This window comes from Krasilnikovia cinnamomea (assembly GCF_004217545.1).
Lineage (GTDB): Bacteria > Actinomycetota > Actinomycetes > Mycobacteriales > Micromonosporaceae > Actinoplanes > Actinoplanes cinnamomeus.
This window is the reverse complement of sequence record NZ_SHKY01000001.1, coordinates 3,313,443-3,339,902: the sequence shown is the minus strand read 5'-3', so window position 1 is coordinate 3,339,902 and position 26,460 is coordinate 3,313,443. Positions and strand designations below refer to the sequence as shown.

The window sequence follows — 26,460 nt, the reverse complement described above, 5'->3', positions numbered from 1 at the left end:
GTCGCGGGCGCCCACCGGTCAGCGCGGTGGCAGGGAGCGGCCGTCACGGCGGCGCGGCACCACGCGCCGGATGTCACTGGGCGTGGTGGCGTCCGCGGCGGGCTTCGCGGAAGTGTCCTGCCCGGGCCGGGAGACGGTGTCGGGTTCGGCGATGAGCAGATCACCGACCTGGCAGTCCAGCGCCACGCAGATGACGTCGAGGTCGGCCAGCTTGATCGTCACGGGTTGGCCGGACCACAACCCGGACATCTTCCCGGCGGAGATCACCAGGCCGTGCTCGGCGAGCAGCCGCTGCACGTCGGAAGCCTTCCAGATGCCTCGTTGGGCGGCGACCAGGCGCATGTTCCAGCGCATTCAGACCAGTCCTTCCAACCGGCGGGCGGCGCGCCGCTGCCCGTCGAGCCACGCCTGCTCGATGCGGGTGCGGTGCACATGGACGTACTTCATCGTCGTGGCCACCCAGGAATGGCCGAGCATTTCCTGGATCGCGATCAAGTCCACGCCGTTCAAGTACATCTGCGACGCGCAGTAGTGCCGCAACACGTGCGGGGTCAGCCTGTCCGTCCAGGCGGGCAGGTGCGTGGCGACCGCGTCGGCAAGCCCGGCGCGCAGCGAGTCGTAGCCGACCCGGCGCACGCCGTGGCGTTCCGAGGGGAACAGCGGCGCCTGCGGCGAGCGGTGGTCGCCGCCGAAGTGCGCCCACACGTCCTCGATGAACCAGGCCAGGGTGCGGCCCGCCTGGTTGATCAACGGCACCACCCGTTCGCGGGGGCCGGAGCCGCGGGAGCCCTTACCGAAGCGCACGTGCAGCTTGCCGAACGGGCCGACGTTCCACTTGATGTCATCCAGGTCCAGGTTGCGGGCCTCGTTGACACGCAGCCCGACATCGGCCATCAGCCGGGCCGCGGTGTAGTTGCGCGCCGTCGGCGCGAACTTGCGGCACGTCGCCAGCTCCGCCGCCCACCCGGCGAACAGGACGTCGATCTCCTCGGCGCTGGGCGGGATCCGCAGCTTGGCGTCCTTGCGCCCACGGGGGCGGTTCATCTCGTCGATCGGGCACATCACCACCCGCCCGGTCAACGCGTGCAGTTCCGCCTGGAACCTCAGCTCCAGAAACCCGAAGTAGATCCGCAGCGCCTGCGAACGGGCCAGTCTCGTGCCCGAGGGAGCACCTCGCAGCGCACGGCCGAAGTAGGCGTCGGCGTCGGCCGGCTCCATCTCCCACAGCGGTCGGCCGAACCAGTCCCGAATCTGTTCGAGCTGGCTGACATCGCCACGGACCGTGCCGTCGGTCAGCCCGGCCGAAGCCCGCGCCAGCACGAACCCGGCCAGCACATCCACCTCGAACCGCTCGAGTTCCTCCGCGGACGCCGGCACACGCCGGTCTCGGAGATCCCGGACGACCGCCAGTCCCAACCCGAGAACCTCACGTTCACATCAACCGAAGCCAACCCGGACCATCCGAAGCAGCTTCAAGATTCCCGAGGAAGGCTCAGAACACAACCATTGATCCACATTGCGAGATCAACGAGACCAGGCACCTGCACACACACGACAGCGACAACGAACTCAAGCGATGTCGTACTAGTCGAATCCACCGGCGGGGAGGGCAGCGAATGAGCCGGCCCCGTCTTCGTGTCCTCAGTCTCGGCGCCGGGTTGCAGAGTTCGGCCATCGTCCTGCTCGCGGCGCGCGGCGAGATCGCCCCGTTCGATGTCGCGGTCTTCGCCGACACCGGATGGGAACCCCGCTCGGTATACCGTCAACTCGACCGGCTGACCGGAATCGCCGCGGCAGCCGGGATGCCGGTCGTACGGGTGTCGACCGGCAACATCCGCGCTGACGCCCTCAACCCCGCCCACCGGTTCGCGTCCATGCCACTGTTCACCCTCGGCCCCAGCGGCGAACGCGGCATGGCCCGACGTCAATGCACCAGCGAATACAAGATCCGGCCGATCAAAGCCGAAGTCCGGCGCCGGCTCGGCTACCCGCACCCCGCCAGGGTCCCAGCCGGCGTGTGGGCGAAGGTCGACATCGGAATATCTGTCGATGAGATCCATCGCGCCCGCGACGCCGACGTCGTCTACATGCGCAACACCTTCCCGCTCTTGGATCTTGGCTGGCGCCGCGACGACTGCCTGCGCTATCTCAACGAACACGGCTTGAGCGGATTCGGGAAGTCGTCCTGTATCGGATGTCCGTTCCACGACGACGGGTTCTGGGCCAACCTCAAGGCCACCAGCCCCGCGGAGTGGGCGGACGCCGTCGACTTCGATCGGCGGATCCGGCACGGGTCGGCCCGCGCCAACGCCGACGGGCACCCACTGCGTGGCCGGTACTACCTGCACGCGCAGCGGGTCCCCCTCGACGAGGTGGTCCTGCGCCCCCGCACCCGACGTACGCCCGAGGACATGCCGGGGTGCGGGCCGTTCACCTGCCCACACCCCACCGAGCCGGTCGACCCCGACCCACCGGAGCCGGCCGACATCGGCACCGCGACGGCCGGGTGGGAGGTGGCGTGAACAGTGCAAGACAGCCCCATCTCGACACCGACCGATCCGGCACGGACGTGCGCATCGGGTCCCTGTGCACCGGGTTCGGCGGGCTCGACCTCGCCGTCGAGCTGGTGCTCGGCGGCAGATTCGCCTGGTACGCCGAGACCGACCCGCACGCCAACACCGTCCTGGCCCACCACTGGCCCGACGTCACCAACCTCGGCGACATTCGCACCGTCGACTGGAGCACCGTCACACCCGTCGACATCCTCACCGCCGGCTTCCCCTGCCAGGACATCAGCAACGCCGGCAAGCGGGCCGGCATCACCGGCGTCCACAGCAGCGTGTGGACAGCCGTCGCCGACGCCGTTCGCGCGCTTCAACCGGCGTACGTGTTCGTGGAGAACGTGGCCGCGCTCCTACGGCGCGGACTCGACCAAGTCCACGCCGATCTGGCCGCGCTCGGGTACGACACGAGCTGGCTATGCCTACGCGCATCCGACATCGGCGCCGCCCACCGACGCGACCGGCTGTTCCTGCTGGCCGTCCGGACGGATCTGCTCAACGCCGATACCAACCCTGCCGACTCCGTGCGCCCGTGACGGCAAAGGGCCGGGTATGCCCCGCAGCCTGCCCGACCTCATCGAACCCGGCGGCAGCCGACACATGCTGCTGCCCACACCCACCGCGGCCAGCGCCGGCTCCAACCGGTCACCGTCGCCGGGGGCGGCCCACCGGCCCAGTCTGCCCCAGCTGGTCCGCGAGCAACTCACCCCCGGGCCCCTGCTGCCCACACCGACGATGGCAGACTCCCGTTGCTCGGCGAACTGCACCGCCGGACGCAGGACGCCGATGGTCGGACACGCCGGTCGCACCCTGACCGACGCCGCCCGCCTGCTCCCGACACCGCGCGCCAGCGACACCGGCACGCCAGGCCGACGAGCCGGGCGCGGGTTCCGGCCCCCGCTGTCCCAGGTGCTGCTGCCCACCCCACGCGCCACCGACGGCGCCAAGGGCTGCCCGGGACAGCGCGGCTCGCACGGCGACCTGACCCTTCCCTCGGCGGCGGTCCAGGTACGCACGTTGCCGACGCCACGGGCGTCAGACGGGCACGGCCCTTGGCGACACGGCACCGGCGGGGTCGACCTCACCACCGCGGTCGCAGACCTCGGCACTGTCGACCCGCAACGCTGGGGCGGCTACGCCGAGGCGGTCGCCCGGTGGGAGGTGCTGCTCGGCCGACCCGTCCCGGAACCAACCCAGCCCGGCAGGCACAGCAAGCCGGTGCTTGGTCCACCGTTCGTCGAATGGCTCATGGGCCTGCCAGCAGGGTGGGTCACCGATCTGGGGCTGCCCCGCACCGCCGCGTTGCGGGTGCTCGGCAACGGGGTCGTCCACCAGCAGGCCGCAGCCGCGCTGCGGCTGCTGCTGTGCCCGCACCGGTGGGCGGTGCGCCGATGACCGGCCACCCTGAGCTGCCCGCGCTGAACGCTCACCGCTACCGGCGGCACGGCCCAGTCCAGCTGTATCTGGGCGACGCCACCCGTGTCCTTACGGCCATGCCGGACGACAGCGTCGACTGCCTGGTCACCTCCCCACCGTTCTGGGGTCTACGCGACTACGGCACCGGCCGTTGGGACCGCGGCGACCCGTTCTGCGGTGCCGGTACCACCGGGCTGGCGGCGTTGCAGCTCGGGCGGCGGTTCGAAGGTATCGACGTCAGCTCGGTGTTCCTCGACGAGACGCTGACCCGGCACACCCCGCACCTACCCGGCCCGGGACGGGCGGAGTGAGCCTTCGGACCGTGCCGGTGACCGTCGCGCAGACCCGCCAGTTCGTGTCCGAGTGGACCGTCACCACCGGCCACCCTCGGGGACACAAGTTCTCCATCGGCGTCACGGACGGCGACGTTGTGGTCGGGGTGGCCATCGTGGGTCGGCCGGTCCCCCGCCTGCTCGAAAACCCCAGGGTCATGGATCGAACGCCCGGACGGCTCGACGAACCGGGACCGCTCGACGGACCTCGTTGCACGCTGCCGGCCTCAATTCCCCTTCACGAAGCAAGGAGCAGCTCACGCATGCCCATCGACCCGACCACGACCCCGAACACCGAGAACCCCACCCCTGACGGCGTATGGACCGAGGAACGCATCCGTGCGCTCGGCGCCGTCACCGACCTGCTCACCGCCGCCCAGATCTTCGGCCTCGGCCGGGCCCTGGCCTACAACCTCGCCAGGAACGGGACCTTCCCGGTGCCGGTCATCCGCGCTGGCACCCTCTACCGGATTCCCGTCGCACCGATCCTCGCGGCCCTGCGTCTGACGAGCGGCGCCGACTTGACCCCCGCCGCCGAGCAGAGCGTGGATCACCACAGGGACCGATCGGAAGGACCGCAACCACGGTCCCAGCCCCCCCGACTTCAGGAGAACCGTGAACACGCAACTACTCGGCGCCTCCCGCAAGAGTGACAACAGCGGCGAAGGCGCCGTCTTCAAACGCTGCAGCTGCAAGGACCCCGCCACCAGACGACGCCTCAACTCCGCCTGCCCGAAGCTGTACCGCGCCGGCGGCGGCTGGCATCCGCACCACGGGTCCTGGGGCTACCAACTCGAACTCCCCCACCACCCCGGCCGACCCCGTCGCCAGCTGCGGCGGACCAGCGGCTTCGCCCTGCGCGAGGCCGCCGCCGCCGAACTCGACCACGTCCGCAGCCTGCTCGACCTCGCTGGAACAAACCCGCAGCGACGCCTCGAGATCGCCGACATGCTCGCCGCGTGCAAACGCGGCACCCCACTGCCCGACCGCGACACCGTCGCCAAACGCGTCAAGGCCGGGGTCGCCGTGCACACCGACAAGACCACCGGCGCGTGCCTCACCATGTGGCTCAAGGGACGGCGCGGCCTGGCCGAGCACACCATGCGCGGCTACTCCGACCACATCCGCCTCTACCTGACCCCGCACCTCGGCGACGTGCCGATCCAGGACCTCAACCACCACCACATCAACGCGATGTACGACGCCCTCGACGAACGCAACGCCGACATCGTCACCGCGAAGTCCAGCCCCGACCCGCGCGTACAGGCGTCCGTGCGCGGAGTCCGGCCACTGGGCGCGTCCAGCCTGCAACGCCTGCACGCCACCCTGCGCAAATTCCTCAACGACATGATCCACACCTACCACCTGCGGGACTCCAACCCCGCCATCGGCATCGAGCTACGCCCACAGAAGAAACGCAAACCCAAGGTGTGGACGAGCGCCGCCGTGGCCCGGTGGAACAAGACCGGAGAGCGCCCCGGACCCGTCATGGTATGGACCCCCGCACAGGCGGGCGAGTTCCTGGACTTCGCCGAACGTCACGACATCGCCCTCTACCCGCTGTTCCTGCTCATCGTGCACCGCGGCCTACGCCGCGGCGAAGCCTGCGGCCTACGCGAGCACGACGTCGACTTCGACGACCACATCATCACGGTCGTCCAGCAGATCACCGCCGTCGGCTACCAACCCGTCACCCGATTCGTGAAGAGCGACGCCGGGGAACGCGTCATCCCCGCAGGCCCCAAGACAGAGGCCGTCCTGCTGGACTACCGTCGCCGACGCGACGGCTGGCGAAAGGCCAGCGGCGACGAATGGCCCGACACCGGGCTGTTCTTCGTACGCCCCGACGGGCAGGCATGGCACCCGCAAGCGGTCAGCGACCGATTCGAACACCTCGTCGCCAAGAGCGGCCTGCCCCCCGTACGCCTGCACGACCTGCGGCACGGCGCCGCTACCTATCTCCGCGCAGGCGGGGCCGATCTCAAGGAGGTCCAGGAACTCCTCGGGCACGCCCGAGTCGGCACCACCTCCGACATCTACACCAGCGTGCTGCTGGAGTTCCAACGCCAGCACGCCGACACCGCCGCCGACCTCATCCCCCGCCGACCACCCGCCGCCTAATGGGATCGGCGGCACCGCAGCAGCGCAGACGGGCCTCTCCCACGCCGGGAGAGGCCCGCTTCCGTCATCAGCGTCCGCCCGACCGTGGTGCGACCGATGACAGCGCGGGCCACGGCCCGCACCGACCCTCTCGATCTGGTGCTGACCCGTTCACCACGCGGGGCAGGGACGGTAGCATCTCAGAACGGGGTATCTCGGGAGCTATCCCAGCCTCCCGGCGGCATCCCGGACGGAGGTACGCACGGTTGTGGGCGACGTCGGTGCCACGCCTATTCACGCGAACACGCGCCTGGTTACTGCGCGAAACCGGCTGCAGTCTCCCTCCGGCTCCGGCCTGGCTCTGTCCCGTCTGGAACTCGCGGAGGCTGTCACCGCGTACCTTTGGGCCACCTACGAGGATGATGATCCTGTCGATGGCGCCTACATTGGGCAACTCGAACAGGGCCGGATTCGGTGGCCGCGCGCTCGCCGCCGTGAGGCATTGAGGGCAGTCCTCGGGGTGTCCACTGACGCCGAGCTGGGATTCTTTCACGGTCCGCGGGGCCCGGTCGCCCGTGGTGAGGACCCGCGAACGAGAGTGGCGCAGCGCCTCAGCCGGATGCAGATGGCGACCAGCGCCGAACCAGCACAGCTAGGACGCGCGCCAGGAGACCCGGACGCGCCGACGGTGCCGTGGCACCTACCCCCGGAATTGCGTGACGGTTCGGGCCTGGACGTTGCCAATAGTCTTTACGACGGCAATCAGCCGCCTGGCACAGTCGGTGTTCACGTTCGTCGGCGGACGTTGTTGTGGGGTTTGGCAACGGTTACCGCTGCTGCGGGTCTGCTTTCCCCACAGTCGGCGGCCCGTCGCCGGATCGGTACTTCCGATGTGGCGCGACTCAACGCCCTGATCACGCTTTATCGCACCACGGACCATCAGTTCGGCGGTGGCGCGCTGGTCGACGACGTCGGCGTGTTCGCCGAGTCGGTGTCGGCGTTACTCGACCAGAGGGTTGACGAACGGCTCCGACCGAAACTGGTGACGGCAATCGCGAACGCCCGTGACCTGGCTGCATGGACCGCTTTCGACGCGTGTCGGCACAGCGATGCGCAGCGGCACTTCGCGGCGGCGGAACGGTACGCGATCGAGTCCGGTGACCGGCAACTGGTCGCGCACATCCGATATGGCCAGGCAAAGCAGATGCAGCACCTACGTCACAACCGGGAAGCGCTGGAGATCCTGCACCTGGCGCACCACCGGCTCAACCCGACCCCAGCGATGACCGCGATCCTGTCCGGCGCGCAAGCGGCGTCATTGGCCGCGCTCGGCGACGCCGAGGGCGCGGAACGCGCGCTGGGCACCTCCAGCGAGGCGTTCACCCGCGTGGCCCCGGGAAGCGAACCCGAGTGGCTCGGCTTCTTCGACGAAGGGGAACTACTCGCGCAGTACGGCCGGGTCTACCGTGACCGTGCCCGCGCCGACCAGCGGCACGGCGAGGCAGCGGTGTCCTGGGTCAGCGCGGCGATCGAGGCATTCGGGCCGCAGAGCGTCCGCAGTACGGTCCTGAACCAGGTGGGCCTTGCCAGCGCGTACTTCCTCGCGGGCGCTCCTGAGCTGGCGCTTCAGGCCGGGAACCGGGCCCGGGTACACGCCACCGCGGTCGTGTCGCCACGGGTCCAGGAACGACTCGCCAACCTGCGCCGCGACGCCCACCCGTACCGTGCCGTGCCAGAGGTCGCCGACTTCCTCCACACCCTGCCCACCGTGGCCGTCAGCAGCCGATGAGCGGCGGTGACGGACGGTTCACCGAGCAGGCCATGCGGCAGAGCCTCACTCGGATCGCCGAGAAGATCGACGTCGACGCCTCCGGTACCGACCTGCTACGGCTGACGAACAACGCCGTGTTCATGCTGCCGGCCGCAGGACTGGTCGTACGGATAACCCGAACACACCGACTACACGCTCGCGTACACAAGGTTGCCGCGCTCGGCGCATGGTTCAAGACCGTCAACGCGCCGACGATCCGGCTCGCCGGCGGGATCGGCCAGCCAGTCGTCGACGGGCCGCTGCTCGCCACGGTGTGGGAGTACGCCGACGGGCCGGGACGGCACCCGGACGCTGCCGACCTTGGCGCCGTCCTGCGGGAGTTCCACAGTCTTGAACCGCCGCCTCACCTGCTGCCGCAATGGGATCCGATCGGTGACGCCCGCACACGGATGACTGACGCCGAAGGCCTCGACGCCCGCGATCGCGACTACCTGCTGGAATGGTGCGCCCGGCTGGAACCGCAGCTCCGGGACTTCGCCGCACGCGGCAACCGGCGCCTGGTCCATGGCGACGCGCACGAAGGGAACCTCGTACGCGATCGATCGGGACGGGTCCTGCTGTGCGATTTCGACGCGACCTGTGTCGGGCCGTGGCAGGTCGACCTGGTGCCCGCACCCGCGAATGAAGCCCGGTTCGGGCGCACCGGCGGACACACGGCGCTCGCCGCAGCGTACGGATACGACATCACTCAGGACCCGCATTGGCCCCTGTTACGTGAGGCCCGGGAACTGAAGATGATCGCTGCGGCGGTGCCGTTGCTGGCCAGCGCACCCGGTGTCGCCGACGAGTTCCGCCTGCGTCTGGACTCCGTCCGTTCCGGCGACGAGACGGTGCGGTGGACAGCGTTCGGTGACCTGCCTCGCTGACGCGGCCACCTCGTACGTTGGGCATCCGCTGGAACCCGAGCTCCTGAAACGTAGGCATTAGGTTCCGGGCAGTTCGGCCCCCGGGGCTTCGGCGACGTCCTCTCCGACGATCGCCCACAGCGCCTTACGGTGTGCGGCGAGGGCAGCCCGCCCTGCGGTGGTGAGGGACAGGTAGGTGCGGGTCCGCCGGCCGACGAAGGCTTTGCGTACCTTGAGGTAACGGGCCTGTTCGAGTGCGGTGATCTGTTTGGAGAGCGCCGAATCGGACACTACGACGATGTCTCGGATGGTGGCGAAGTCCGCCTCGTCGACAGCCGAGAGCGCGGAGACGATTGACAGTGTGATTGGCCGATGGATGAGCGGATCCAGCGACAGCCGCGGGTGATATCCGGTCGAACTCACCCTCCTGCACCACTCTCCGCGTGCCATTGCGACAGTTCGCGCGCACCGCAGACGGCGACCGCGAGGCCGGTCAGCACGGCGCCGCCGGTCCACCAGGCGTACGAGCTGGGGAATATCGCGTCCCCGACCGTCAGCGTCACCGAGAGCAGCACCGCGGCCAGCCCGAGCAGGGCGGCGTTGGCTGACCGGCTGTGTCGTGGTGTCGCCGATCGGCTGGCCGAGTACACAGTCGCCGTCATGAGCGGGACCAGCGCAAGCAGCATGACGATCACGAACCCGCCGCCCCGCCCAGCCAGTAGCGGCCCGCCGAGGAGCGCGACCACAAGCGTCACGGCCAGACCAAGGACGAGGTAGACCACCGCGCCGCCCTGGCCGCGTCGGCGTGCCGCGGCGGCAGCGGCATCCGAAGTCTGAAGAGCTTCCCGTGCGAATGCCGGATCCATGTGCCTACCTCCGCGCTCCCGCCCGATCTCCCCTTTCAAGCTAGCAAACACTTGCCAGAGTGGAAACCGTCAATGCTCGAACGGGTCCTACGGGATGTGTCCCTGACGCTGCGCCTCAGACGACAGGACAAGAGGCCTTCCTCGCAGAGGTCTCAGAGGTTCGGTCCATACGCGAGCGCGTCGGGAAGTGCGCCGGCCCCGTCCGCCGTCCGCTGATCTGGTCGCAACCCCGACCTTGAACCGGGCTGTCCACGCCGCCATTCCAACGGATGAAAACCCACTTCAGCACCGGTCCCGCGGCTAACTCACCTGGTTTTTCACCGGGTTAGTCGAGGTTCCCCGTTTGCGGACCGATCAGTGATCGTAGGCACACAACCCGCGACATACCGGTGTCGTGGTGACCCGCCGACGTACCGGGACAGCCCATCCCGGGAGTGCGGCCGGTCCGCCGTCGAGGAGGATTGATGATGCCGCCGCATGCCGACGCGGTCCTGTCCGGGCTGGGGTCCTCGCCGCTGTTTGCCCTCGTACTTGAGGTATATCGCCGCCATCGCGCTGACGTCGGCGGACGCTGCACTTCCTGTGGCGTCTGCCCATGCCGGGTACGGGGTTACGCCGAGCGGGTGATGGCAGCGGCTGGCATCCAGCCTGCCGAAGCCTCCAAACGAGCGTCGTGCGGCGCTCGGCCGGAACAGCTGAACGTGACGCGGGCATTCCCCCGGTCACGGCAGTGTGCCCGAGGCTCCATCCGGACCCGTGGCCGTGAGCCGCAGGGTGGGGCAAACCGCACCGGGCCCGCCGCGCGTATTCGCAATCGACGACCGCGTACGGCGCCGGCGGTCCCGGCAACCCGCCCTGCGCGCCCCTGAGCCGCGCCCGCCGTCACTGCCGACCCGAAAGGCGTGGCGGCGGGTTGCGCACCAACTCGCCCAAAGGACTGTCCCCCCGGCGTGGCTGGGCTCGAGCTGGCCGCCGCGCTGCTCGGCGAAGCTGCCGGCCTTGGCCGAGGCACCCTCGGTTCTTCCCCTTTGCACCGCTCGGATCGGCACCCCATCGGAGGAATCCCGTGCGACCCGCGACCCACCCCTCGTTGGCACCTCTAACCGCAGGCAATCCAGATCCGCTCACCCAGTTCGGCTACCAGCCGACCCTGCCGCGCACCCTGCGGACCCGTGACCTGGCGTTCTACGGGCTGATCTTCATGGTGCCCATCGCGCCATTCGGCATCCTCGGCAGCGTGTTCAGCGCGTCCGGCGGAATGGTCGCACTGGCCTACGCGGTGGGCATGGTGGCGATGCTGTTCACGGCCTCCTCGTACGCGCAGATGGTGAAGGCGTTCCCGATGGCCGGCTCGGTGTATTCCTACGCGGGCCGTGCGATCGCCGCGGCGGTCGGGTTCCTGGCCGGGTGGACCATCCTGCTCGACTACTTCCTTGTGCCGGGCCTGCTCGCGCTGGTCGCGGCGGTGGCCATGAACGCTGTTACACCGGCGGTGCCGGTGTGGGCGTGGATCGCCGTGTTCGTGCTGGGCACCACCGCCGTCAACATGCGCGGGATGAGGTTGACCGCGGCGATGGTCCGAATCTTCCTGATCGGGGAGCTGGTGGTGCTGGCCCTGTTCCTGATGGTCGGCGTGGCCGCGATCGTCGCGGGCAAGGGCAACGGCCTGCCGGCGAACGCGGCGTGGTTCGACAGCGCCACGTTCTCCTGGCCGGTCGTGGCCGCCGCGGTGTCGGTGGCGATGTTGTCCTTCCTGGGCTTTGATGCGATCTCGTTGTTGGCGGAGGACAACAAGGGCGCTCCGAACCAGATCAGCCGGGCCATGATCGCTGCGCTGGTCCTGGCTGGTGCCCTGTTCATCGTCCAGACCTGGGTGGCCGCCCTGCTGATCCCCCATCCGGGCGCGCTGGTGGCCGACGGCGACCCGGCGGGAACGGCGTTCTACGACGCGGCCCGCGTAGCAGCGCCCTGGCTGGGCGCGCTGACCGCCGTGGCGACCGCGCTGGCCTGGGGAGTGGCCAACACCCTGGTCGCGCAGGTCGCCACGACCCGGCTGCTGTTCGCGATGGGCCGGGACAGGCAGCTACCTGCGTTCCTGGCCAAGGTGTCGCTTCGCAGAGCGGTGCCGGTCAATGCCTACCTCGTCGTCGCCGCCTTGTCGCTCGGCCTGGGCCTGTACATGGCCTCCCGGGACGACGGCATCGGCTTGCTTGCCTCGATGGTGAACTTCGGTGCGCTGGTCGCGTTCATTACCCTGCACGTCTCGGTGATCTGGCACTACCTTGTCCGGGGTCGTGACCGCAGCCGCGACCGAAGCCTGTGGTTCCACCTTTTCGTTCCCCTCGTCGGCATCGGCCTGCTGGTGCTGGTAGCGATCAACGCGAACGTCATGGCGCAGCGGGTCGCGTTGATCTGGATGGGCGTCGGCGTGGTGATCCTGGTCGGCCTGTACGCGACGGGCCGCAGGCCCCGCCTGGCCGGGCAGGGCCGCTGACATGGCCGACGTCGTGGAGTACGCGCCGCAGGCCCACCAGCTGGCCTACACGTTCGGCGGCCGTCAGCCGGTGCTGCGGGTGGAGCCTGGCACGGTCATGCGGATCCACACCGAGGACTGCTTCGGCGGCGCCGTCCGAACCATGGGCGACCTGCCCAGCCAGGTGTGCCGGTTCCCTGAGCTCAACCCGGTGTCCGGACCGTTCTACGTGGCAGGGGCGGAACCCGGCGACACCCTGGCCCTGCATCTGGTGTCGCTGACCCCGGCCCGCGACTGGGGCGTCAGCTCCACGTTCCCGCACTTCGGCGCGCTGACCAGCACGGCCCAGACCGCGACGTTGCAGCCGCCGCTGGAGGAACGGGTGTGGCGCTACGACATCGACACCGCGGCGGGTACCGTCCGGTACACGGCCCGCCGCTCGGACTACACGGTGGACCTGCCCCTCGCGCCGATGCTCGGCACCATCGGGGTGGCCCCAGCCGCCGGCGAGACCCGGATGACCATCGTCCCCGATCTGCACGGCGGGAACATGGACACCCCCGAGCTGCGGGCGGGCACCACCCTGTACCTGCCGGTGAACGTGCCTGGGGCGCTGTTCGCGGTCGGTGACGGCCACGCCCGCCAAGGCGACGGCGAGGCGTGCGGCGTCGCGGTGGAGACAGCGATGACCGTGGTGCTGATTCCCGAGGTCATCAAGGGCATAGCCACCCCCGCTCCGCGGCTGGAGTCCGACACGGCGCTGATGTGTGTCGGCTCCGCACGCCCGCTGGAGGACGCCTACCGGACGAGTCACACCGGCCTGGTGCGGTGGACGACCGAACTGACGGGGCTAGAGACCCTGGACGCCTACCAGCTTGTCTCCCAAGCCGGCCGGTCCCCGGTCGGCAACGTCTGCGACCCGAACTACACGATCCTCGCAGTGATCGACAAGGCGTACCTGCACGGTGCTGCCGCGTATGGCGGCGCCCACGACCGGCTGCGGGCGCTCGCCGCCCACCACGATCCGGGCAGGGGGTGAGCAGGGTGCAACGGTTACCGCTACGCGCTGAGTTGTATCTGCTTGCCCACGACGAAGACCGCACCGATCTGCGGCCTTGGACTAACCTGCCGGCGCTCGGAATCGCGCTGGTCGGCGCCTGCCTGATCGACCTGGTCATCACCGGCTGGATCGACGTAGCCGACGACCATGTAAGCCCGCGCACCGCAAGCAACCAGTGGACCGGCGACTACGCCAGTGATCTGGTCCTGCACACCGTGCGGGTTCCGCCGCCAGGGCCGACGGTTGCGGATGTGCTGCACCGGCACAGCCCTGACATGTACCAGCAGACCACGAACCTGCTCCTCCACAGCGGGATCCTGCGCCGTACCCGTCGCCGTCTGCGCGGCTCCCGCTACCAACTGGTCGAACCGATGGTCGTACCCCGTGCACGCGGCGCGCCACGGCAAGCCGTCGAGTATCCCGAGCGCAGCGACCTGCACACCGACGCGCTGTGCGCGCTGATCCGCAGCACCGGCCTGGAGTCGATCCTGTACCTCAGCCTGCCGGCCAGCCAGCTGCGGGCGCGGCTGGATGCCATCACCAACGGCATCCGTACCCGTTTCGGCGACCCACGCCTGCACGCCATCCCCGACATCACCGCCGCCGTGGACACCGCCATCGGCGCCTTGTCCGTGGCGGTCTACCGCTGACCCCCTAACCGCTGGCCGCGCCGCCGTCCCCGTCGGCGGTGCGGCCAGCCCCCAGAAAATGCATCGCCTGCGGGGTCATGACCCCGCAGGCGATGCATCCCGTCGATCGGAAGGAAGGCCGGTGCCACCTCTACCCGCGACATCCCCACCACCGATGCGGATCGGATACAGCTGCTGGGGGTTCCTCGCCAACGGCGTCCTCGACACCCCCGACGGTGGCCGCAGCTACCGCCGGCCGTTCCTGGACGCTCTCCGGCAGTACGGGCACCAGGTGGTGTTGTTGCAGGCCAACCGGGACCTGATCGAGGCGGGCACCGATCTGACCGGCGCCTACTGTTTCGACGACGGGCTGCCCGAGCTGGACGCGGTCGTCTACGAGTGGCGGTGGCCGCTGCCCGGGCGTAACACCACCGAGTGCGCGACGCCGGGGCATACCTGTGACCTGCACCGCCAGCAGCAGTTGTTGGATCACTACACCGACGCGCTCGCCCTGCCCACGATCATCTGGGACCAGGACCGGTGGCTGCCAGCCGACGATCCGCTGCGCAGCAGGCCGAACATGCGGGTGGCCGAGTACGCGCTACACCCCACGCCGGGGGCGGTCACGGTGGCCTGCCCCGTCCCTGACCAGTTGCTCGACGCCGCCGACCCGGACCGGCTCGCCGCGCGTCCTCGCGGCCTGCCGCTGGCGTACGTGGGCAACCAGTACGGCCGCGACGACGCGTTCGCGCGCTACTTCGCGCCGGCCGCCGCGCACCTGGCCCACCAGGTCGCCGGGAAGTGGCACGACACCGAGGCGTGGCCACACGTGCGGTTCACCGGGCGGGCCCGGTTCGACGAGGTCGCCGCCCTGCACGACCGGTCCCTGGCCACGGTCCTGCTGCTGCCCGAGCGGTACCGCACCGTCGGCCACCAGACCTCGCGGCTGTTCGAGGCGGTCACCTCCGGATGCCTGCCGCTGACCCCGGCCGACACGGTCTGCGCCGACCGGTTCACCCCGCAAATCCTGCACGTGCGCGACAGCGGCGAGGTGCTCGACAAGGTCCGCTGGCTTACGCGGATCGCCGGTACCGCCGAGCACGCCGACCTGATCCGGGCGTGCCTGGAGCACCTCGACCCGTTCCGGGCCAGCACCCAGGCCGCCGTCCTGCTGACCGCCGTAACCACCCTCGCCGGCGCCGGCCGGCCCGTCCCTCACTGGAGCCGCTGATGCTCACGCCGGCCGAGTTCGCCACGTTCACCGAGGCCTACACCGCGGTGCTGCGCCACCTCCTGGACCACCCCGAGTACAAGACGGCCGGCCGCGGCAAGGACGCGCTCGAGGTCCCGAACATCAGCTTCCGGCTCACCAACGCCATCCAGCGCACCCCGTACCTGGCCGCGCGCCGGGCGAACATCGCGTTCAACTACGCCGAGCTGCTGTGGTACGTCGCCGGCCGCGACGACATCACCATGATCAGCTACTACGCGCCGCGGCTGGCGAAGCTGTCCACTGACGGCCTGACCCTGACCGGCACGGCGTACGGGCCGCGGCTGTTCCGTCCGGACGGGCCTGATGGGCTGTCGCAGTTCGACCGGTGCGTCAAGGCGCTGGAGCAGGACCGCGACAGCAAACGCGCCGCGATGATCATCATGCGTCCGCACGAGGCGATCGGGCCCGACAATCCCGATGTCGCCTGCACCCTCGGCCTTCAGTTCATGCTGCGCGGTGGCCGGCTGCACGCCACCGGCTACATGCGCGGCAACGACGCGGTGATCGGCCTGCTCTGCGACACGTTCTCGTTCACCATGATCCAGGAGCTGGCGGCGCGCAGGCTTGGTGTCCCGGTCGGCAGCTACACCCACCACGTCGGATCGATGCACATCAACGTCCTCGACCGGGAGAAGGTGGCGGCGATCCTCGCCGAGGCCGACGCCGGTCCGGCGCCGCGGTTCCCGGCGCCGCAGATGCCGGGGCTCAGCTCCGCCGAGCTCGAGCTGCTGTTGCAGTGGGAGGCCGTGCTGCGTGCCGGCGCGGGCGAACTGACCGGCGACACCGTGACCGCCCTGCCGCTGCCGCACTACTGGCAGCAGGCGCTGCTGGTCTTCCAGGCGTACCAGCAAGTCCAGGCCGGTCATCCGGTCACGACGGACATCGCCGCGGCGTTGACGCCCGCGCACCGCTGGCTCCTGGCCGCCCGCTGGCCCGACCGGATCACCGCCGACTACCCGCCCACCACACCGTCATGAGCACGCTGCGCCGTGTCGATTGGCGGTTCTGGACCGTCATCCTGATCAAGCCCGACTGCCTGGCCAGGGACCTGCTCGACCCCGTGCTGGCCATGGTCGAGCAGCACCTGCGGGTGCTGCACGTGACGAAGGTGTACCCGACGCAGGCGCAGATCTTCACCCACTACGCCGACATGCTGCCCCGCTCCGCCGAACTCCGCCGCGACGTGCCGGCCGAGCTGACCCGCATCTACGTCGGCCGGCAGGCCGCCGTCGCGCTCGGCTACGGCCCGGACGCGGCCCGGCGCCTGCGGGCACTGCTCGGGCCGACCGACCCGGCCGCGGCCGGCCCCGACACGATCCGCGGCCGGTACGCCGCCGACAGCCTCGCCAAAGCCACAGCCGAGGGCCGGCTGATCGACAACCTGATCCACAGCTCCGACACCAGCGACGACGCCGCCGCGGACTTCGCCACCTGGTTCGGCCCCGGCAACGAGCACCTGCTCCTCACCCCCACGCCCATCCTCGCGAACGGAGACCCTCAATGACCGAGACCGGAACCGCAGCCCCGCCGCTGCTGCAGATCTCTCCCGGCCCGCGCGAGCTGAGGCTGATGCCCCCGGCCGAGCAGACCGACCTGGACCCCTACATCGCGCAGATCATCGGCAACCGCAAAAGCGGCCTGTCGCTCAACCACATCGTCGGCTGCACCCTCAACTGCGGCTACTGCGTTCGACACTTCTGGGGCAACTTCGACATGAAGATCCCGCAGCTGCTCGTCTCGACCGACGAGGCGATCGAGCTGCTGATCAACCATCCGATGTTCACCCCGCACACCACGCCGCTGCAGATCTTCAACAAGGCCACCGACCCGTTCCTGCCCGGCGTCAAACCGCACCTGTTCCACGTCCTGGCCGCCCTCGACGCACGCGGCTTCACCAACCACATGCTGGTCATCACCCGGTTCAAGGTCACCGCCGACGACATGGCCTTCCTGGAGAGCCTGACGCATCTGCGGGTCACGCTCCTGTTCACCTACTCCGGGATCACCGACGCCCGGATCGAGCCGATCTCCAAGAGCGGCATGACCGTCACGTCGATCCGGACTGCGGCCGAGCACCGCCGCCGGACCGGGGTGATCCTGTACTGGCGGCCGATCACCCCTGGCTGGAACGACACCCCTGAGACTATGGCGCACGTCCTGGACGTCGGCCGCGACGTCGACGCGCTGGTGTTCACCGGCCTGTACCACAAGCAGGAGAACGCCGCCTACCTGGAAAACCTCGGGGTAACCGTCCCGTACAGCGAGCAGGAGTATCACCGCCGCAAGACGATGGCCGCCGACCTTGACCAGCGCGTCGTGGCCGCGTGGCGGGCCTCGGGCATCACCACCCCGCTGTTCCGCAAGACCTCCTGCGGGGTCGCGTGGGCGCACCGCACGTTCGACTACAACGGCCATTGGGGTGTCCGGGAACTGTGCGACATCTGCCCGCTGGAACAGCAGCAGCGGTGCGCGGACGCGCTACGCCGGCCAACCGACAACGACATGCAGCAGGTCTTGGACCACTTCGGGTTCGACACCCCGTGGATCCTGGACGACGGGCACGTGTGGACCAGCGGCCTCGGCGAACAACGCCGCTACGCGATCCAGCACACCGTCAATTACCAGATCTGGGACATCGAGACCCCACACGTGCTCGGCGGTCACGGCCGGTCCAGGACCGGCCACGCCCTGGACCCCACCCAGTCCGCGGACTTCCAACGGGTGAGGCGCACTTTCGCGCTGGCCGCACGCACCGAAGACGACTGACCCGGCCGGTACGGTGATGGCGGTGAGCTCCGGAACCCGGCCCTGGCACACGGCGAACCTCGTGGCGCTCGACCTGGAAGGCAGCGGCGCGCAGGAACGCGACGACGAACAGATCCTCGAGATCGCCGCGATCCGCCTGATCGACGGCCGCCCGGACCTGCCCACCGCCTACACCACCTGCATCGACCCGGGACGGGCCATCCCGGCCCGACCGTGGATCTCGCCCGGCCTGGCCGGGCTCGCCCTGCAAGGCGAGCCGACCCTGGACGACGTCCGCGGTGACCTGATCGCGCGGTTGAGCGGCGTCTGGCTGGTGGGGCACAACATCGGGGTGGACTGGCGGCTGCTGCATCGGCACCTGCCGACCCTGACCGTCGCCGGGCTGATCGACACCCGTCGCCTGGCGAAAGCCGCGGCCGTGGCCGGCAAGCTCGGCCTGTCCAACTTGCTCACCCACCTCGATCTGACCGGCGACGTCGCCGCGGCCGCGCCAGGCAGCCGACCGCACCGCGCGCTGTGGGACACCACCGCCGCGGCGCTGCTGCTCGGCGCACTCATCCGCCGACACTTCACCGCCGAACCCACGCTGCAGCAGCTCGTCGACGTCGCCGGCATTCCCACGGAGACAGCCGCTGCTGCCCGCGCTGCCATCGCGGCGCCGCCACAGCAGAGCCTGTTCGACTAGACGAGTAAGTCCTAACTGAGGTCAGTGGTCGTACGCGATCAAGGACCTGGTGAGCTGCTGGCCGGTTGCGCGGTTGTGCCAGATGGCGGCGGTCATGGCCAGTAGGCGTTGAGCGATGCGGGCGCCGACGCCTTCGATGCTGCGGCCGCCGTGGAGTTCGAGGTCGAGCTGGCCTTTGAGCGTGTCGTTGACCGATTCGATGAGCTGTCGGATCGGTTTGAGTAGGTGTTCGCCTACGCGTGGGGTGCGGTTGCGGTACGACGGTCGCAGCAGCCGCACCCCGCGTTCGGCCAGCCACCGGTCGAGTTCGGCGGAGACGTATCCCTTGTCGCCGATGATGACCAGGCCGCTGCGGCCGGACAGCAGGCTCGGGTCATCCTCCAGGACCGCGGTCAGGACCTGCCGTTCGTCGATGTTCGGGGTGGCCAGGGCCCAGGCGATCGGCAGACCGGCAGGAGTACAGATCAGATGCAGCCGCAGCCCCCAGAACCAGCGCGAATGCGACGGGCAGTAGCCGTATCCGGCCCACCCGGCCAACGCGGAGCGGCGTGCGGTGGGCCGGGACCGGCCGCACTCGACCGGGGTGGAATCGACCACCCACGCCGAGTCGGCCCACAGGTCGGTGTCCGCGGCGACCGCGCGGATCGCCCGTTTCAACAGCGGTAACGCCGCCCGGAGCCGCTTGTTGTAGCCCGACTGGCCGGGCAGGTACGGAAACGCCCCGGGTAGCGCTCGCGGCACGAACCGCAGCCACCGCGCTTCTGAGCGCACCCCCAGCAGTACCTGCGCGACGGCAAGGGTCAGCAGTTCCGCCTCGGACAGCTTCGGTGGCCGCCCCGTCCTGCGGGGCTGTCCCAGCCAGTCATCGATCTTCACGTACAGTGCGGTCAGAAGGGTGTTGATGTCTGTCGTCACAAACGGATCATCGACACCCTTCGTCATGACCGCCACTCAGGGGTACTTCGGACTTACTCGTCTAGGCCCAGCGGCAGCGCCGGCCACCATAGGAGAGGCCACCCCCTGCCATGACCACTGCACCCGCCACCGCCGACACCCTCACCATCGGCGGTGCCCTGCCCGTCCGCCGGCTCGGCTACGGAACGATGCAACTGACCGGGCCCGGCCACTGGGACCTTCCCGCCGATCCGGCCGCCGCCGTCACCGTGCTGCGCACTGCCGTGCACGGCCTCGGCATCAACCACCTCGACACCGCCGACGCGTACGGCCCGCACACCGTGGAGTCCCTGATCCGCGAAGCGTTGCACCCCTACCCAGACTCGCTAGTGATCGCGTCCAAGGGCGGGCTGACCCGGCCCGGACCGAACATCTGGCGGCCCTGCGGCCGACCGGAATACCTGACCCAGAGCGCGGAACTGAGCCTGCGCCGCCTCGGCCTCGACTGCCTCGACCTGTACTACCTGCACCGCGTCGACGCCAACGTGCCACTCGCCGATCAGCTCGGCGCGCTGGTCGAGCTGCGCCAGGCCGGCAAGATCCGGCACATTGGCCTGTCGAAGGTCACCGTCGACCAGGTCGAGCAGGCCCGCACCATCACCGACATCGCCGCCGTGCAGAACCAGCACGGGCTGACCACCACCGACCCCGTCCTCGACTACTGCGAACGCAACGGCCTCGCCTACGTCGCCCACAAACCGTTCGACGCTGGCGCGGACCTTGCCCGGACCGGCGCTGGCGCCGCGGACACGCCCGCGCCAGGGACAATCCTGCGGACGCTGCTGCAGCGCTCGCCGGTGATGCTGGTCATCCCCGGTACTGCTTCCCTTGAGCATCTGCGCAGCAACTGCACCGTCGACGCCAGGACCACCTCGAACGGCGCTACCACGATCGTGATGCCGGAAATTCCCGGTCGGTGAGGCGGGTTAGCCATGGCCGGTCGCGGCCTTCGGCCCCTCGGCGCGGCCGGCAGTTGCAGGTCGCCGGGTGCCCTCAACGGCCGGCCGCAGCCTCACCCTGTTGGCCCCACCCGGGGGTCTCGCCGGGATGTAGCTATGGACTCTCGTCGAGCCGGTGTCCGTTCAACCAACCCCGAACCCAGCCGATTGACTGTGGACGGTCGCCGGTCCCGGTGCGGCAGAACTCCTCCAGAGCCTGACGGACATCGGGTGCCGGGAGAGTGCTTCGCCGGTCGTGGAATCTTGGTTCGCAGGGGTCTGCCAGGACTCGGGGGTCGAGGTTCGGCGGCTGCGGGTTGTCGGACACCCAGATGTGGTCGTAGATGTCGCCGCTCTTGGGGAAGTTCTTCGTTGCGTGCCAGATGAGGGCGCCGTAGCCGGTGGAGCGGTTGACGGCGACGCGTAGGTGGTTGGCCGGCAGGTCATCGTCGGTGAGACGCCGGTCAGCGACCATGAACTGTGCGTCCTCGCCGGGGTCTTGGAACTGCAGCGAGTCGACGGTCACGGCGCCCTCGGAAGCAAGGTTCTCGGTTACCTCGGTGATCAGTGCGTCCATTTGCGGCCAGGTCTCCGCGTATTGCCACTTGTTGTGGATCACCACGTTGAGAATCATGTGTTGCTCCAGAACGTTCGGGCGCCGCGACGCCCGTGATTGTCACGAGCTCTTGGATTCGGTGTCCTTTCGGGAGGATTGCGGCGGTGGCCTGTCCCCAGTGCCAGCGGCGGCGTCGTCTACTTGGCGTCCAGGGTTGCGCCGAGGTAGGTGATGGCGGCGGAGAGATCGGATTCTGTCACGTGCAGGGGGTCGGTTCCCGCGGTGATCAGGACCCCTCCACCGTTGGTCTGCTCAGCTCGGATGCCTGGCGGTGGGGATAGTGCAGGAGCCTGGCTGAGGTAGGTCTGCCATCCGGCGAAGGGGCGGCCAGCCTCGGCCTTCTGATGATCGCGCATGGTGAAACTGGCGAAGGTCGCCCAGTCCGGCTGCCAAAACTCGATCACCGACGCGAGAATCCGGTTCGCGCTCCGGGCGTCGTAGAGATCAGTCGTCGCGTCGGATACCTCCGGCAATTCCAGAAAGAAGTGGTTCATGATCCCTTCGACCGTCGGCGCAGCGCCGCACTTCGTGCTAAATGACGCCGACAAGGAGTTGTTGTTCCACGCGCTGACTCTGAACCCGAGGTCCGCGATGACCTCACCGCCGACGTCAGTGCGGTTGCGGCCGGCCAACAGCAGCGCATCCAGACTCTGCACGTCGGTGTCAATCGGCTGGCGGGCAGCTGCTCGGCTCGATCCCTTGCGATACCAGCGCGACAGGAGCTCGTGAGTATTGCCGAGGCTCGTCAGGCAGGCTTCGAGCCGGGCCGCGCACTGCCCCGACGTCTCGGCACGGGCACCCCAATAGGCACCCACGAAAAACCGGTCTGCCATCCCGACCCCCTACGGCACAACGACGATCTTGATTCCAGAGATCCCCTGGTCGGTGAAGAGGTTAGCAATGGCGGTCGCGGCGTCCGGCTCCGCGACATGCCACTCGATCTTGGCGCCGTGAGCGGCCCTGAGTTGCCTTTCTGCCTGATCGACGAGGGCGTCTGCGCCCTTGTACCAGCCGACGAAACGTCCGTCCTTGACGAAGGTCGCGTAGCCCGGTCCCTTGGCGTCGATGAGTACGCCGGCGCGGAAGCCGTCGAACTTGACGCCGTTGAGGCTGTAGCCGATGCCGTGGGGAACCCCGGTGATTCGTCCCTGGTACGCGGCGGCCCGCGCGGACATGCTCTCGTAGACGCGGCTCCAGGTACCTGGACCGCTGAGGTCGACCCAGCAGCCGGCATTGGCGGCCATGGCCTTCCTGGACGTGGCCGCCGCAGCCTTCGCGGCGGCGGTCAGCCGCGCCGGGGCGGCCGTTCCGAAGCAGCTCGACTGGAGCCCGTGGTAGATGTCGTCTTCAAGCTTGGTGAGGGTGGCCGTGGAAATGTCGGTCGCCCGCATCGCCTCGTAGGCTTCACCGACCCCGGCGCCGGTGCGGGCCGCGATCCGCATGGCCTTGATCCCGCGGGCGGCGCCGCCGACCGCGGCAGGCAGGACAATGTCAGCGGAGACCCAGGCGCAGGAGACAGCCCAGTCCTTGGCCTGGCCGGTATCGAGTCGCCCGTCGGTGATGGTGACGCCCTTGGCACAGGTGACGTAGTCGCTGATCATCGCGTCGACCAGGTGCTGGGCAATGTTCAGCACGTCGCTGCGGTCGAGCTGCGCGGTCTGCTCGTGGTACGTGTCGACCGGCACGGTGGCGATCTGGTCGGTGACGGCACTGCCCGGACAGGTCGTGTCGTTCAGGTCGGGGCAGGTGACCAGGACGAAGTCGATGGTGCCGGTGATGTGGTGCTTGACGGTCGTCTCGCAGTACCGCGATCCACTCAGTGGCGGACACACGATCGGTGTCTGGCTGACGATCTGGTCGGTGACGTGCGGCAGCGCCTGGACACTGCCCTCACCGGTCGGCGAGTTCACCGCCATCGCGGCGCGAGCCTGGTTGTCGGCGTTACGTTCGGCCTGCTCCGCAGCCTGCTGGGCCTGCTGGGCGTCTTCGAGAGCACGGGCCGCGGCGGCCTCGGCGGCCTCGGCGTCGCGTTCGGCGCGGTCGGCGGCGTCGCGGGCGTCGGCGGCGGCCGCTTCTGCGCTGTCGGCGGCGGCGCGCGCGGCGGCGGCGTCGCGTTCGGCCTCGTCGGCGGCGGCCCAGGCGGCACTGGCCTCGTTGGCCGCCTCGGTCGCGTACTGCGCGGCGGCCGCGGCGTCCTGTTGGGCCTGGGCGTTGTACTGGGTGGTCCGGGCATCGGCCGAGGCCGCCGCTGCGGCTTCCCGCGCGGCCTGGGCAGCGGACTTGGCGGCATCCTTGACGCTCTGCCAGGCGGCTTTCGCGTCGTCGGCGGCCTTGGCAGCCGCCTCGGCCGCTGCCTTCGCGTCGGCGGACGCCCGGCCGGCCGCGTCGTGGGCGGCCTGCGCAGCGCGGGTCGCTTCCGCCGACTTGGCGTCGGCGGCGGCGGACTGCTGCTCGGCGGCGGTCTTAGCGTCCTGGCCAACCAGCACGGCCATGCCGGCGGAGGTGTCGGTCTGGACGAACGGACGGCCCATCGCGACCGCGTTGTCGGCAGCCGCGTAGGTCTGCAGCGCGGCGTCGCGGGTCGCGGCGGCCTGGTCAGAAGCTGCGGTGGCCCGGCCCTGCGCCACCGCGGCGTCCTGCAGGGACAGGTTCGCCTGCGTCCGCGCGGCCTGGGCCTCGTCTCGTGCCCGCTGCGCGGCAGCGGCGGCCACCGCTGCTTGCTGCTTGGCCTGCTCGACCGCCTTGGCGGCGGCGTCGGACGCGGCAATCGCGTCGGCAGCAGCGAGGTGCGCCTTCAGCATCTGGGCGTTGGTGGCTGCGGCGTCGGCCTTGGCCTTATCGGCGTCGGCCTTGGCCCGGTCGGCGGCGGCCTGCGCCTCGGTGGCGGCCTTCCGTGCGGCGACCGCCGCCGCGGTGGCCTGGTCGGCGGCGGCACGGGCGTTGCGCGCGGCGGTTGTCGCGGCGTTCGCGGCGGCGCGGGACTCGGTCGCCGCCGCGCGCGCCTCCTGAGCGTCGTCGTCGGAGTCCGCGGCTGCGGCGTAGGACTCCGCCGCTGCGGCCCGTGCCTCGAGCGCGTTCGCGTCGATCGAGGCGTTGACCGCGGTGTTGCGCATGTCGCTGGCGTGCCGCTCGGCCTGCTCGGCGTCCTGCCGTTTACGGGACGCAATGTCGGCCTGGGACTGCGCCTGCTGGTTCTTGCTTGTCGCGACGTCGCGCTGCTGCTCGGCGCGGGTCTGCGCGGCGGCCGCCTTGTCCCGCTGGTTGTCGGCCTCGGCGCGCTTGCTGGCGGCGTTGTCGCGTTCGGTCTTGGCCGCGAGCATCTTGGCGTGCGCGTCCGCGGCCTTGGTCTTCGCGATGTCTTCGGCGGCCTCGGCCTTGACCCGGTCGTCGTGGGCCCGGACCGCCATGTCCGCGGCGATCTGCGCCTGCCCTGACGCGAGCGTCGACGCCTGGTGCGCCTCGTACTGGGCGTACTCGGCTGCCTGCCGGCGGAACTGGGCCTGCACGGCCCGCATCTCTGCCTGCGCCTGCGCCCACAGGGCGTCGCTGTCCGTCCCGGTCGTCTTCGACGCCCGCCACGCGGTGTTCGCCGCGCCCGCGGCGGCCGTGGCCGCGCCGGTCAGGGCTTTGGTGACCTGAACGGACTGGTGGGCGTAGGTCAGACCGCGGCCTGGTGGGACGCCCGCCGCGGCGGCCTTCGTGTTCGCGCTGGCTTGCGCCGCGTCGGCCTTGTTGCCCTCGGCCGTGGCGGCGGTGACGTTCTGATTGGCCTTGCCGACCTGGACGCCGATCCTGTTCTGCGCATCCTTGATCACATTGTTCAGTGCGGTCTGCTCACTGGGGGTGAGCGGGTGCCCCGACGACAGCTTGTTGCGCTGCCAGGCCAGAGCGCGTTCGGCGACCCAGGCCTGACCGATCGACTCGATCATGGCCTCGTTGGCCAGGCGCATCTGGTTCCAGGTGGCGATGTGCGCGTCCACAATCGTCTTGCGGTCGCCGGCCTGGGCACCGCGCTCCGCGTCCCATTCCGACTGTGCGGTCGCGACCACGTCGCTGAGCACGTGGTACGGGTCGGCGGGGTTGGTGATGTCGCACGACGCCCAGCGCGCCTTGATCGACTCCACCTCGACGCGGAATTCCGGGGTGCCGCGCTCGGGTGCTACTCGGGGAAAACCGCCGTACTGCAGGAAACGGCGAGCGTCATCGGCCGAAACGTCCTTCAGCGCCTCCGGGGTGTAGGCCTTGCCGCTTCCCGGCGGGGCGCCCATCAGAACGAACACATCATCGAAGTAGGCGGCGAGCGCCTGCAGGAACGGATCGCTGTTCAGCTTCGCGGCAATGAGGTCGTGGGTCTTGGTCGCCGTCTCCGCGCTGGCTATCGGGACGATGTCGTAGGCACGGTCGAAGTTGATGTGTTCCCAAAGGAACGTGTCCGACGGATAGCCCAGACCGGGTGGGATCACGTCTGCCCCAGGCAGCGGCGCCAACTGCGCCTTCCACGCGGTCTCCTGCGGAACACGCTTGTCCGTCAGCGGGTACTCGGCCACATCGGCGCGGCGCGCGGCGTCGAAGTCGCCGTCCAGGTCCTTCGGATCCCTGGCTGCCTGCAGCAACGACGACGCCGCGAGTGCCTGCGAACGCGGTCCGCCGTGGTGCAACTCCGCGCCCATCTGGCATTGCCACTGACGCTCTTGCTCGCCGCCCACCTCCCGCGGGATCAGCGACCAGTTCGTCATGGTGAACCGGCCCCGGTCGGGACGGTTATTCACGTCCCATTGCGGCCACAGCGACCAGTGCAGCTGTGGAAGCGCGTTACCGGACGTCCGCGTCATCGGTGGCGGCTGCGCCGCGGACACGGTCAACGCCATCACCAGCGTTCCGACCAGCAGCACCACCGACGCCAGCGGACGCCGGCCACCGTTCTTGCGCAGGACGAAGCGCCAGACCCTATGCACGTTGCTTACCCCCGTGAGGAACGCAGACAGCCACCGCGACGCCACCGGTCCATCCATGGACGTCGAATGAGTCCTGAGTAGATCACTCCGCGCCACGAGTCGTCAACGGATCGTCAGCCTTCATCCGCACATGCACGACATTGGACGACACCTACCAACC

General features: G+C 69.6%; 25 protein-coding genes. 17 read left to right on the top strand and 8 right to left on the bottom strand.

What is annotated here, in order from left to right:
* Positions 1-18: 18 nt before the first annotated feature.
* Complete coding sequence (locus EV385_RS15095) at positions 19-354, bottom strand: helix-turn-helix domain-containing protein (RefSeq protein ID WP_130508004.1); 336 nt, start codon at positions 352-354, stop codon at positions 19-21.
* Positions 355-1,377: a tyrosine-type recombinase/integrase gene (locus EV385_RS15090; protein ID WP_242624663.1), complete on the bottom strand. Its 1,023-nt coding sequence runs from the start codon at positions 1,375-1,377 to the stop codon at positions 355-357. It abuts the gene before it with no gap.
* 239 nt (positions 1,378-1,616) lie between these two features.
* On the opposite strand from EV385_RS15090, the gene EV385_RS15085 reads away from it, so the two are divergent.
* The 8 genes from EV385_RS15085 to EV385_RS15050 all read left to right on the top strand — a co-directional run bounded on the left by EV385_RS15085 (position 1,617) and on the right by EV385_RS15050 (position 9,106).
* On the top strand, positions 1,617-2,522 hold the full coding sequence (locus tag EV385_RS15085; protein WP_242624898.1) for an adenine nucleotide alpha hydrolase family protein: 906 nt from the start codon (positions 1,617-1,619) through the stop codon (positions 2,520-2,522).
* A complete protein-coding gene (locus EV385_RS15080) occupies positions 2,519-3,097 on the top strand; it encodes a DNA cytosine methyltransferase (protein WP_242624897.1) in 579 nt (192 codons plus the stop codon). The genes EV385_RS15085 and EV385_RS15080 overlap by 4 nt, the downstream gene beginning before the upstream one ends.
* A gap of 16 nt (positions 3,098-3,113) precedes the next feature.
* On the top strand, positions 3,114-3,956 hold the full coding sequence (locus EV385_RS15075; RefSeq protein WP_242624896.1) for a hypothetical protein: 843 nt from the start codon (positions 3,114-3,116) through the stop codon (positions 3,954-3,956).
* Complete coding sequence (locus EV385_RS15070; protein WP_165449332.1) at positions 3,953-4,288, top strand: DNA methyltransferase; 336 nt, start codon at positions 3,953-3,955, stop codon at positions 4,286-4,288. The genes EV385_RS15075 and EV385_RS15070 overlap by 4 nt, the downstream gene beginning before the upstream one ends.
* An 11-nt stretch (positions 4,289-4,299) precedes the next feature.
* The gene (locus tag EV385_RS35100; RefSeq protein ID WP_242624895.1) at positions 4,300-4,962 is read left to right on the top strand and encodes a hypothetical protein; all 663 of its coding nucleotides are present in this window, start codon (positions 4,300-4,302) and stop codon (positions 4,960-4,962) included.
* Entirely contained in the window at positions 4,925-6,430 is a 1,506-nt protein-coding gene (locus EV385_RS15060) for a tyrosine-type recombinase/integrase (protein ID WP_130510041.1), read from the top strand. Before EV385_RS35100 ends, EV385_RS15060 begins: the two co-directional genes overlap by 38 nt.
* A 598-nt stretch (positions 6,431-7,028) precedes the next feature.
* A complete protein-coding gene (locus EV385_RS15055) occupies positions 7,029-8,198 on the top strand; it encodes an NsdA family TPR-like regulatory protein (protein ID WP_130510040.1) in 1,170 nt (389 codons plus the stop codon).
* Entirely contained in the window at positions 8,195-9,106 is a 912-nt protein-coding gene (locus tag EV385_RS15050) for a phosphotransferase (RefSeq protein WP_130510039.1), read from the top strand. The genes EV385_RS15055 and EV385_RS15050 overlap by 4 nt, the downstream gene beginning before the upstream one ends.
* A 57-nt stretch (positions 9,107-9,163) precedes the next feature.
* On the opposite strand, the gene EV385_RS15045 is transcribed toward EV385_RS15050, so the two are convergent.
* Complete coding sequence (locus EV385_RS15045; protein ID WP_242624894.1) at positions 9,164-9,508, bottom strand: winged helix-turn-helix domain-containing protein; 345 nt, start codon at positions 9,506-9,508, stop codon at positions 9,164-9,166.
* Positions 9,505-9,951 carry a hypothetical protein gene (locus EV385_RS15040; RefSeq protein ID WP_130510037.1) on the bottom strand — a complete coding sequence of 149 codons (447 nt, stop codon included), beginning with the start codon at positions 9,949-9,951 and terminating at the stop codon, positions 9,505-9,507. Before EV385_RS15040 ends, EV385_RS15045 begins: the two co-directional genes overlap by 4 nt.
* 1,066 nt (positions 9,952-11,017) lie before the next feature.
* Between EV385_RS15040 and EV385_RS15035 the strand changes: the two genes are divergently transcribed.
* From EV385_RS15035 to EV385_RS34315, 8 genes are all read left to right on the top strand, one after another.
* The gene (locus tag EV385_RS15035; protein ID WP_242624893.1) at positions 11,018-12,445 is read left to right on the top strand and encodes an APC family permease; all 1,428 of its coding nucleotides are present in this window, start codon (positions 11,018-11,020) and stop codon (positions 12,443-12,445) included.
* 1 nt (position 12,446) lies between these two features.
* Positions 12,447-13,463: an acetamidase/formamidase family protein gene (locus EV385_RS15030; protein WP_130510036.1), complete on the top strand. Its 1,017-nt coding sequence runs from the start codon at positions 12,447-12,449 to the stop codon at positions 13,461-13,463.
* A 5-nt stretch (positions 13,464-13,468) separates the two neighbouring features.
* Positions 13,469-14,134, top strand: a complete 666-nt coding sequence (locus tag EV385_RS15025; RefSeq protein WP_165449485.1) for a GOLPH3/VPS74 family protein — start codon at positions 13,469-13,471, stop codon at positions 14,132-14,134.
* A 154-nt stretch (positions 14,135-14,288) separates the two neighbouring features.
* Positions 14,289-15,344, top strand: a complete 1,056-nt coding sequence (locus EV385_RS15020; RefSeq protein ID WP_130510034.1) for a hypothetical protein — start codon at positions 14,289-14,291, stop codon at positions 15,342-15,344.
* Positions 15,344-16,363 carry a thymidylate synthase gene (locus EV385_RS15015; protein ID WP_130510033.1) on the top strand — a complete coding sequence of 340 codons (1,020 nt, stop codon included), beginning with the start codon at positions 15,344-15,346 and terminating at the stop codon, positions 16,361-16,363. The genes EV385_RS15020 and EV385_RS15015 overlap by 1 nt, the downstream gene beginning before the upstream one ends.
* Positions 16,360-16,890 carry a nucleoside-diphosphate kinase gene (locus tag EV385_RS15010; RefSeq protein WP_130510032.1) on the top strand — a complete coding sequence of 177 codons (531 nt, stop codon included), beginning with the start codon at positions 16,360-16,362 and terminating at the stop codon, positions 16,888-16,890. The genes EV385_RS15015 and EV385_RS15010 overlap by 4 nt, the downstream gene beginning before the upstream one ends.
* Positions 16,887-18,152: a radical SAM family protein gene (locus tag EV385_RS15005; RefSeq protein WP_130510031.1), complete on the top strand. Its 1,266-nt coding sequence runs from the start codon at positions 16,887-16,889 to the stop codon at positions 18,150-18,152. Before EV385_RS15010 ends, EV385_RS15005 begins: the two co-directional genes overlap by 4 nt.
* A gap of 16 nt (positions 18,153-18,168) precedes the next feature.
* Positions 18,169-18,837, top strand: coding sequence for a 3'-5' exonuclease (locus EV385_RS34315; protein WP_423203049.1), 669 nt, complete (start codon positions 18,169-18,171; stop codon positions 18,835-18,837).
* 21 nt (positions 18,838-18,858) lie between these two features.
* On the opposite strand, the gene EV385_RS14990 is transcribed toward EV385_RS34315, so the two are convergent.
* A complete protein-coding gene (locus EV385_RS14990) occupies positions 18,859-19,752 on the bottom strand; it encodes an IS982 family transposase (protein ID WP_130510030.1) in 894 nt (297 codons plus the stop codon).
* 110 nt (positions 19,753-19,862) lie between these two features.
* On the opposite strand from EV385_RS14990, the gene EV385_RS14985 reads away from it, so the two are divergent.
* A complete protein-coding gene (locus tag EV385_RS14985) occupies positions 19,863-20,711 on the top strand; it encodes an aldo/keto reductase (protein WP_130510029.1) in 849 nt (282 codons plus the stop codon).
* Between the two features lie 133 nt (positions 20,712-20,844).
* On the opposite strand, the gene EV385_RS14980 is transcribed toward EV385_RS14985, so the two are convergent.
* The 3 genes from EV385_RS14980 to EV385_RS14970 form a co-directional block, all read right to left on the bottom strand.
* Positions 20,845-21,363: an Imm1 family immunity protein gene (locus EV385_RS14980; protein ID WP_130510028.1), complete on the bottom strand. Its 519-nt coding sequence runs from the start codon at positions 21,361-21,363 to the stop codon at positions 20,845-20,847.
* Positions 21,364-21,482: 119 nt separating this feature from the next.
* Positions 21,483-22,178 carry an Imm52 family immunity protein gene (locus EV385_RS14975; protein ID WP_130510027.1) on the bottom strand — a complete coding sequence of 232 codons (696 nt, stop codon included), beginning with the start codon at positions 22,176-22,178 and terminating at the stop codon, positions 21,483-21,485.
* Positions 22,179-22,187: 9 nt separating this feature from the next.
* The gene (locus EV385_RS14970) at positions 22,188-26,300 is read right to left on the bottom strand and encodes a Tox-REase-5 domain-containing protein (protein WP_130510026.1); all 4,113 of its coding nucleotides are present in this window, start codon (positions 26,298-26,300) and stop codon (positions 22,188-22,190) included.
* Positions 26,301-26,460 lie beyond the last annotated feature (160 nt).

What these genes read in the sequence shown, in the direction of transcription:
- EV385_RS15095 (WP_130508004.1), bottom strand. Translation starts at nt 354, where the DNA reads ATGCGCTGGAACATGCGCCTGGTCGCCGCCCAACGAGGCATCTGGAAG.
- EV385_RS15085 (WP_242624898.1), top strand. Translation starts at nt 1,617, where the DNA reads ATGAGCCGGCCCCGTCTTCGTGTCCTCAGTCTCGGCGCCGGGTTGCAG.
- EV385_RS15075 (WP_242624896.1), top strand. Translation starts at nt 3,114, where the DNA reads ATGCCCCGCAGCCTGCCCGACCTCATCGAACCCGGCGGCAGCCGACAC.
- EV385_RS15070 (WP_165449332.1), top strand. Translation starts at nt 3,953, where the DNA reads ATGACCGGCCACCCTGAGCTGCCCGCGCTGAACGCTCACCGCTACCGG.
- EV385_RS15055 (WP_130510040.1), top strand. Translation starts at nt 7,029, where the DNA reads ATGCAGATGGCGACCAGCGCCGAACCAGCACAGCTAGGACGCGCGCCA.
- EV385_RS15050 (WP_130510039.1), top strand. Translation starts at nt 8,195, where the DNA reads ATGAGCGGCGGTGACGGACGGTTCACCGAGCAGGCCATGCGGCAGAGC.
- EV385_RS15040 (WP_130510037.1), bottom strand. Translation starts at nt 9,951, where the DNA reads ATGGATCCGGCATTCGCACGGGAAGCTCTTCAGACTTCGGATGCCGCT.
- EV385_RS15030 (WP_130510036.1), top strand. Translation starts at nt 12,447, where the DNA reads ATGGCCGACGTCGTGGAGTACGCGCCGCAGGCCCACCAGCTGGCCTAC.
- EV385_RS15020 (WP_130510034.1), top strand. Translation starts at nt 14,289, where the DNA reads ATGCGGATCGGATACAGCTGCTGGGGGTTCCTCGCCAACGGCGTCCTC.
- EV385_RS15015 (WP_130510033.1), top strand. Translation starts at nt 15,344, where the DNA reads ATGCTCACGCCGGCCGAGTTCGCCACGTTCACCGAGGCCTACACCGCG.
- EV385_RS15010 (WP_130510032.1), top strand. Translation starts at nt 16,360, where the DNA reads ATGAGCACGCTGCGCCGTGTCGATTGGCGGTTCTGGACCGTCATCCTG.
- EV385_RS15005 (WP_130510031.1), top strand. Translation starts at nt 16,887, where the DNA reads ATGACCGAGACCGGAACCGCAGCCCCGCCGCTGCTGCAGATCTCTCCC.
- EV385_RS34315 (WP_423203049.1), top strand. Translation starts at nt 18,169, where the DNA reads ATGGCGGTGAGCTCCGGAACCCGGCCCTGGCACACGGCGAACCTCGTG.
- EV385_RS14985 (WP_130510029.1), top strand. Translation starts at nt 19,863, where the DNA reads ATGACCACTGCACCCGCCACCGCCGACACCCTCACCATCGGCGGTGCC.
- EV385_RS14980 (WP_130510028.1), bottom strand. Translation starts at nt 21,363, where the DNA reads ATGATTCTCAACGTGGTGATCCACAACAAGTGGCAATACGCGGAGACC.
- EV385_RS14975 (WP_130510027.1), bottom strand. Translation starts at nt 22,178, where the DNA reads ATGGCAGACCGGTTTTTCGTGGGTGCCTATTGGGGTGCCCGTGCCGAG.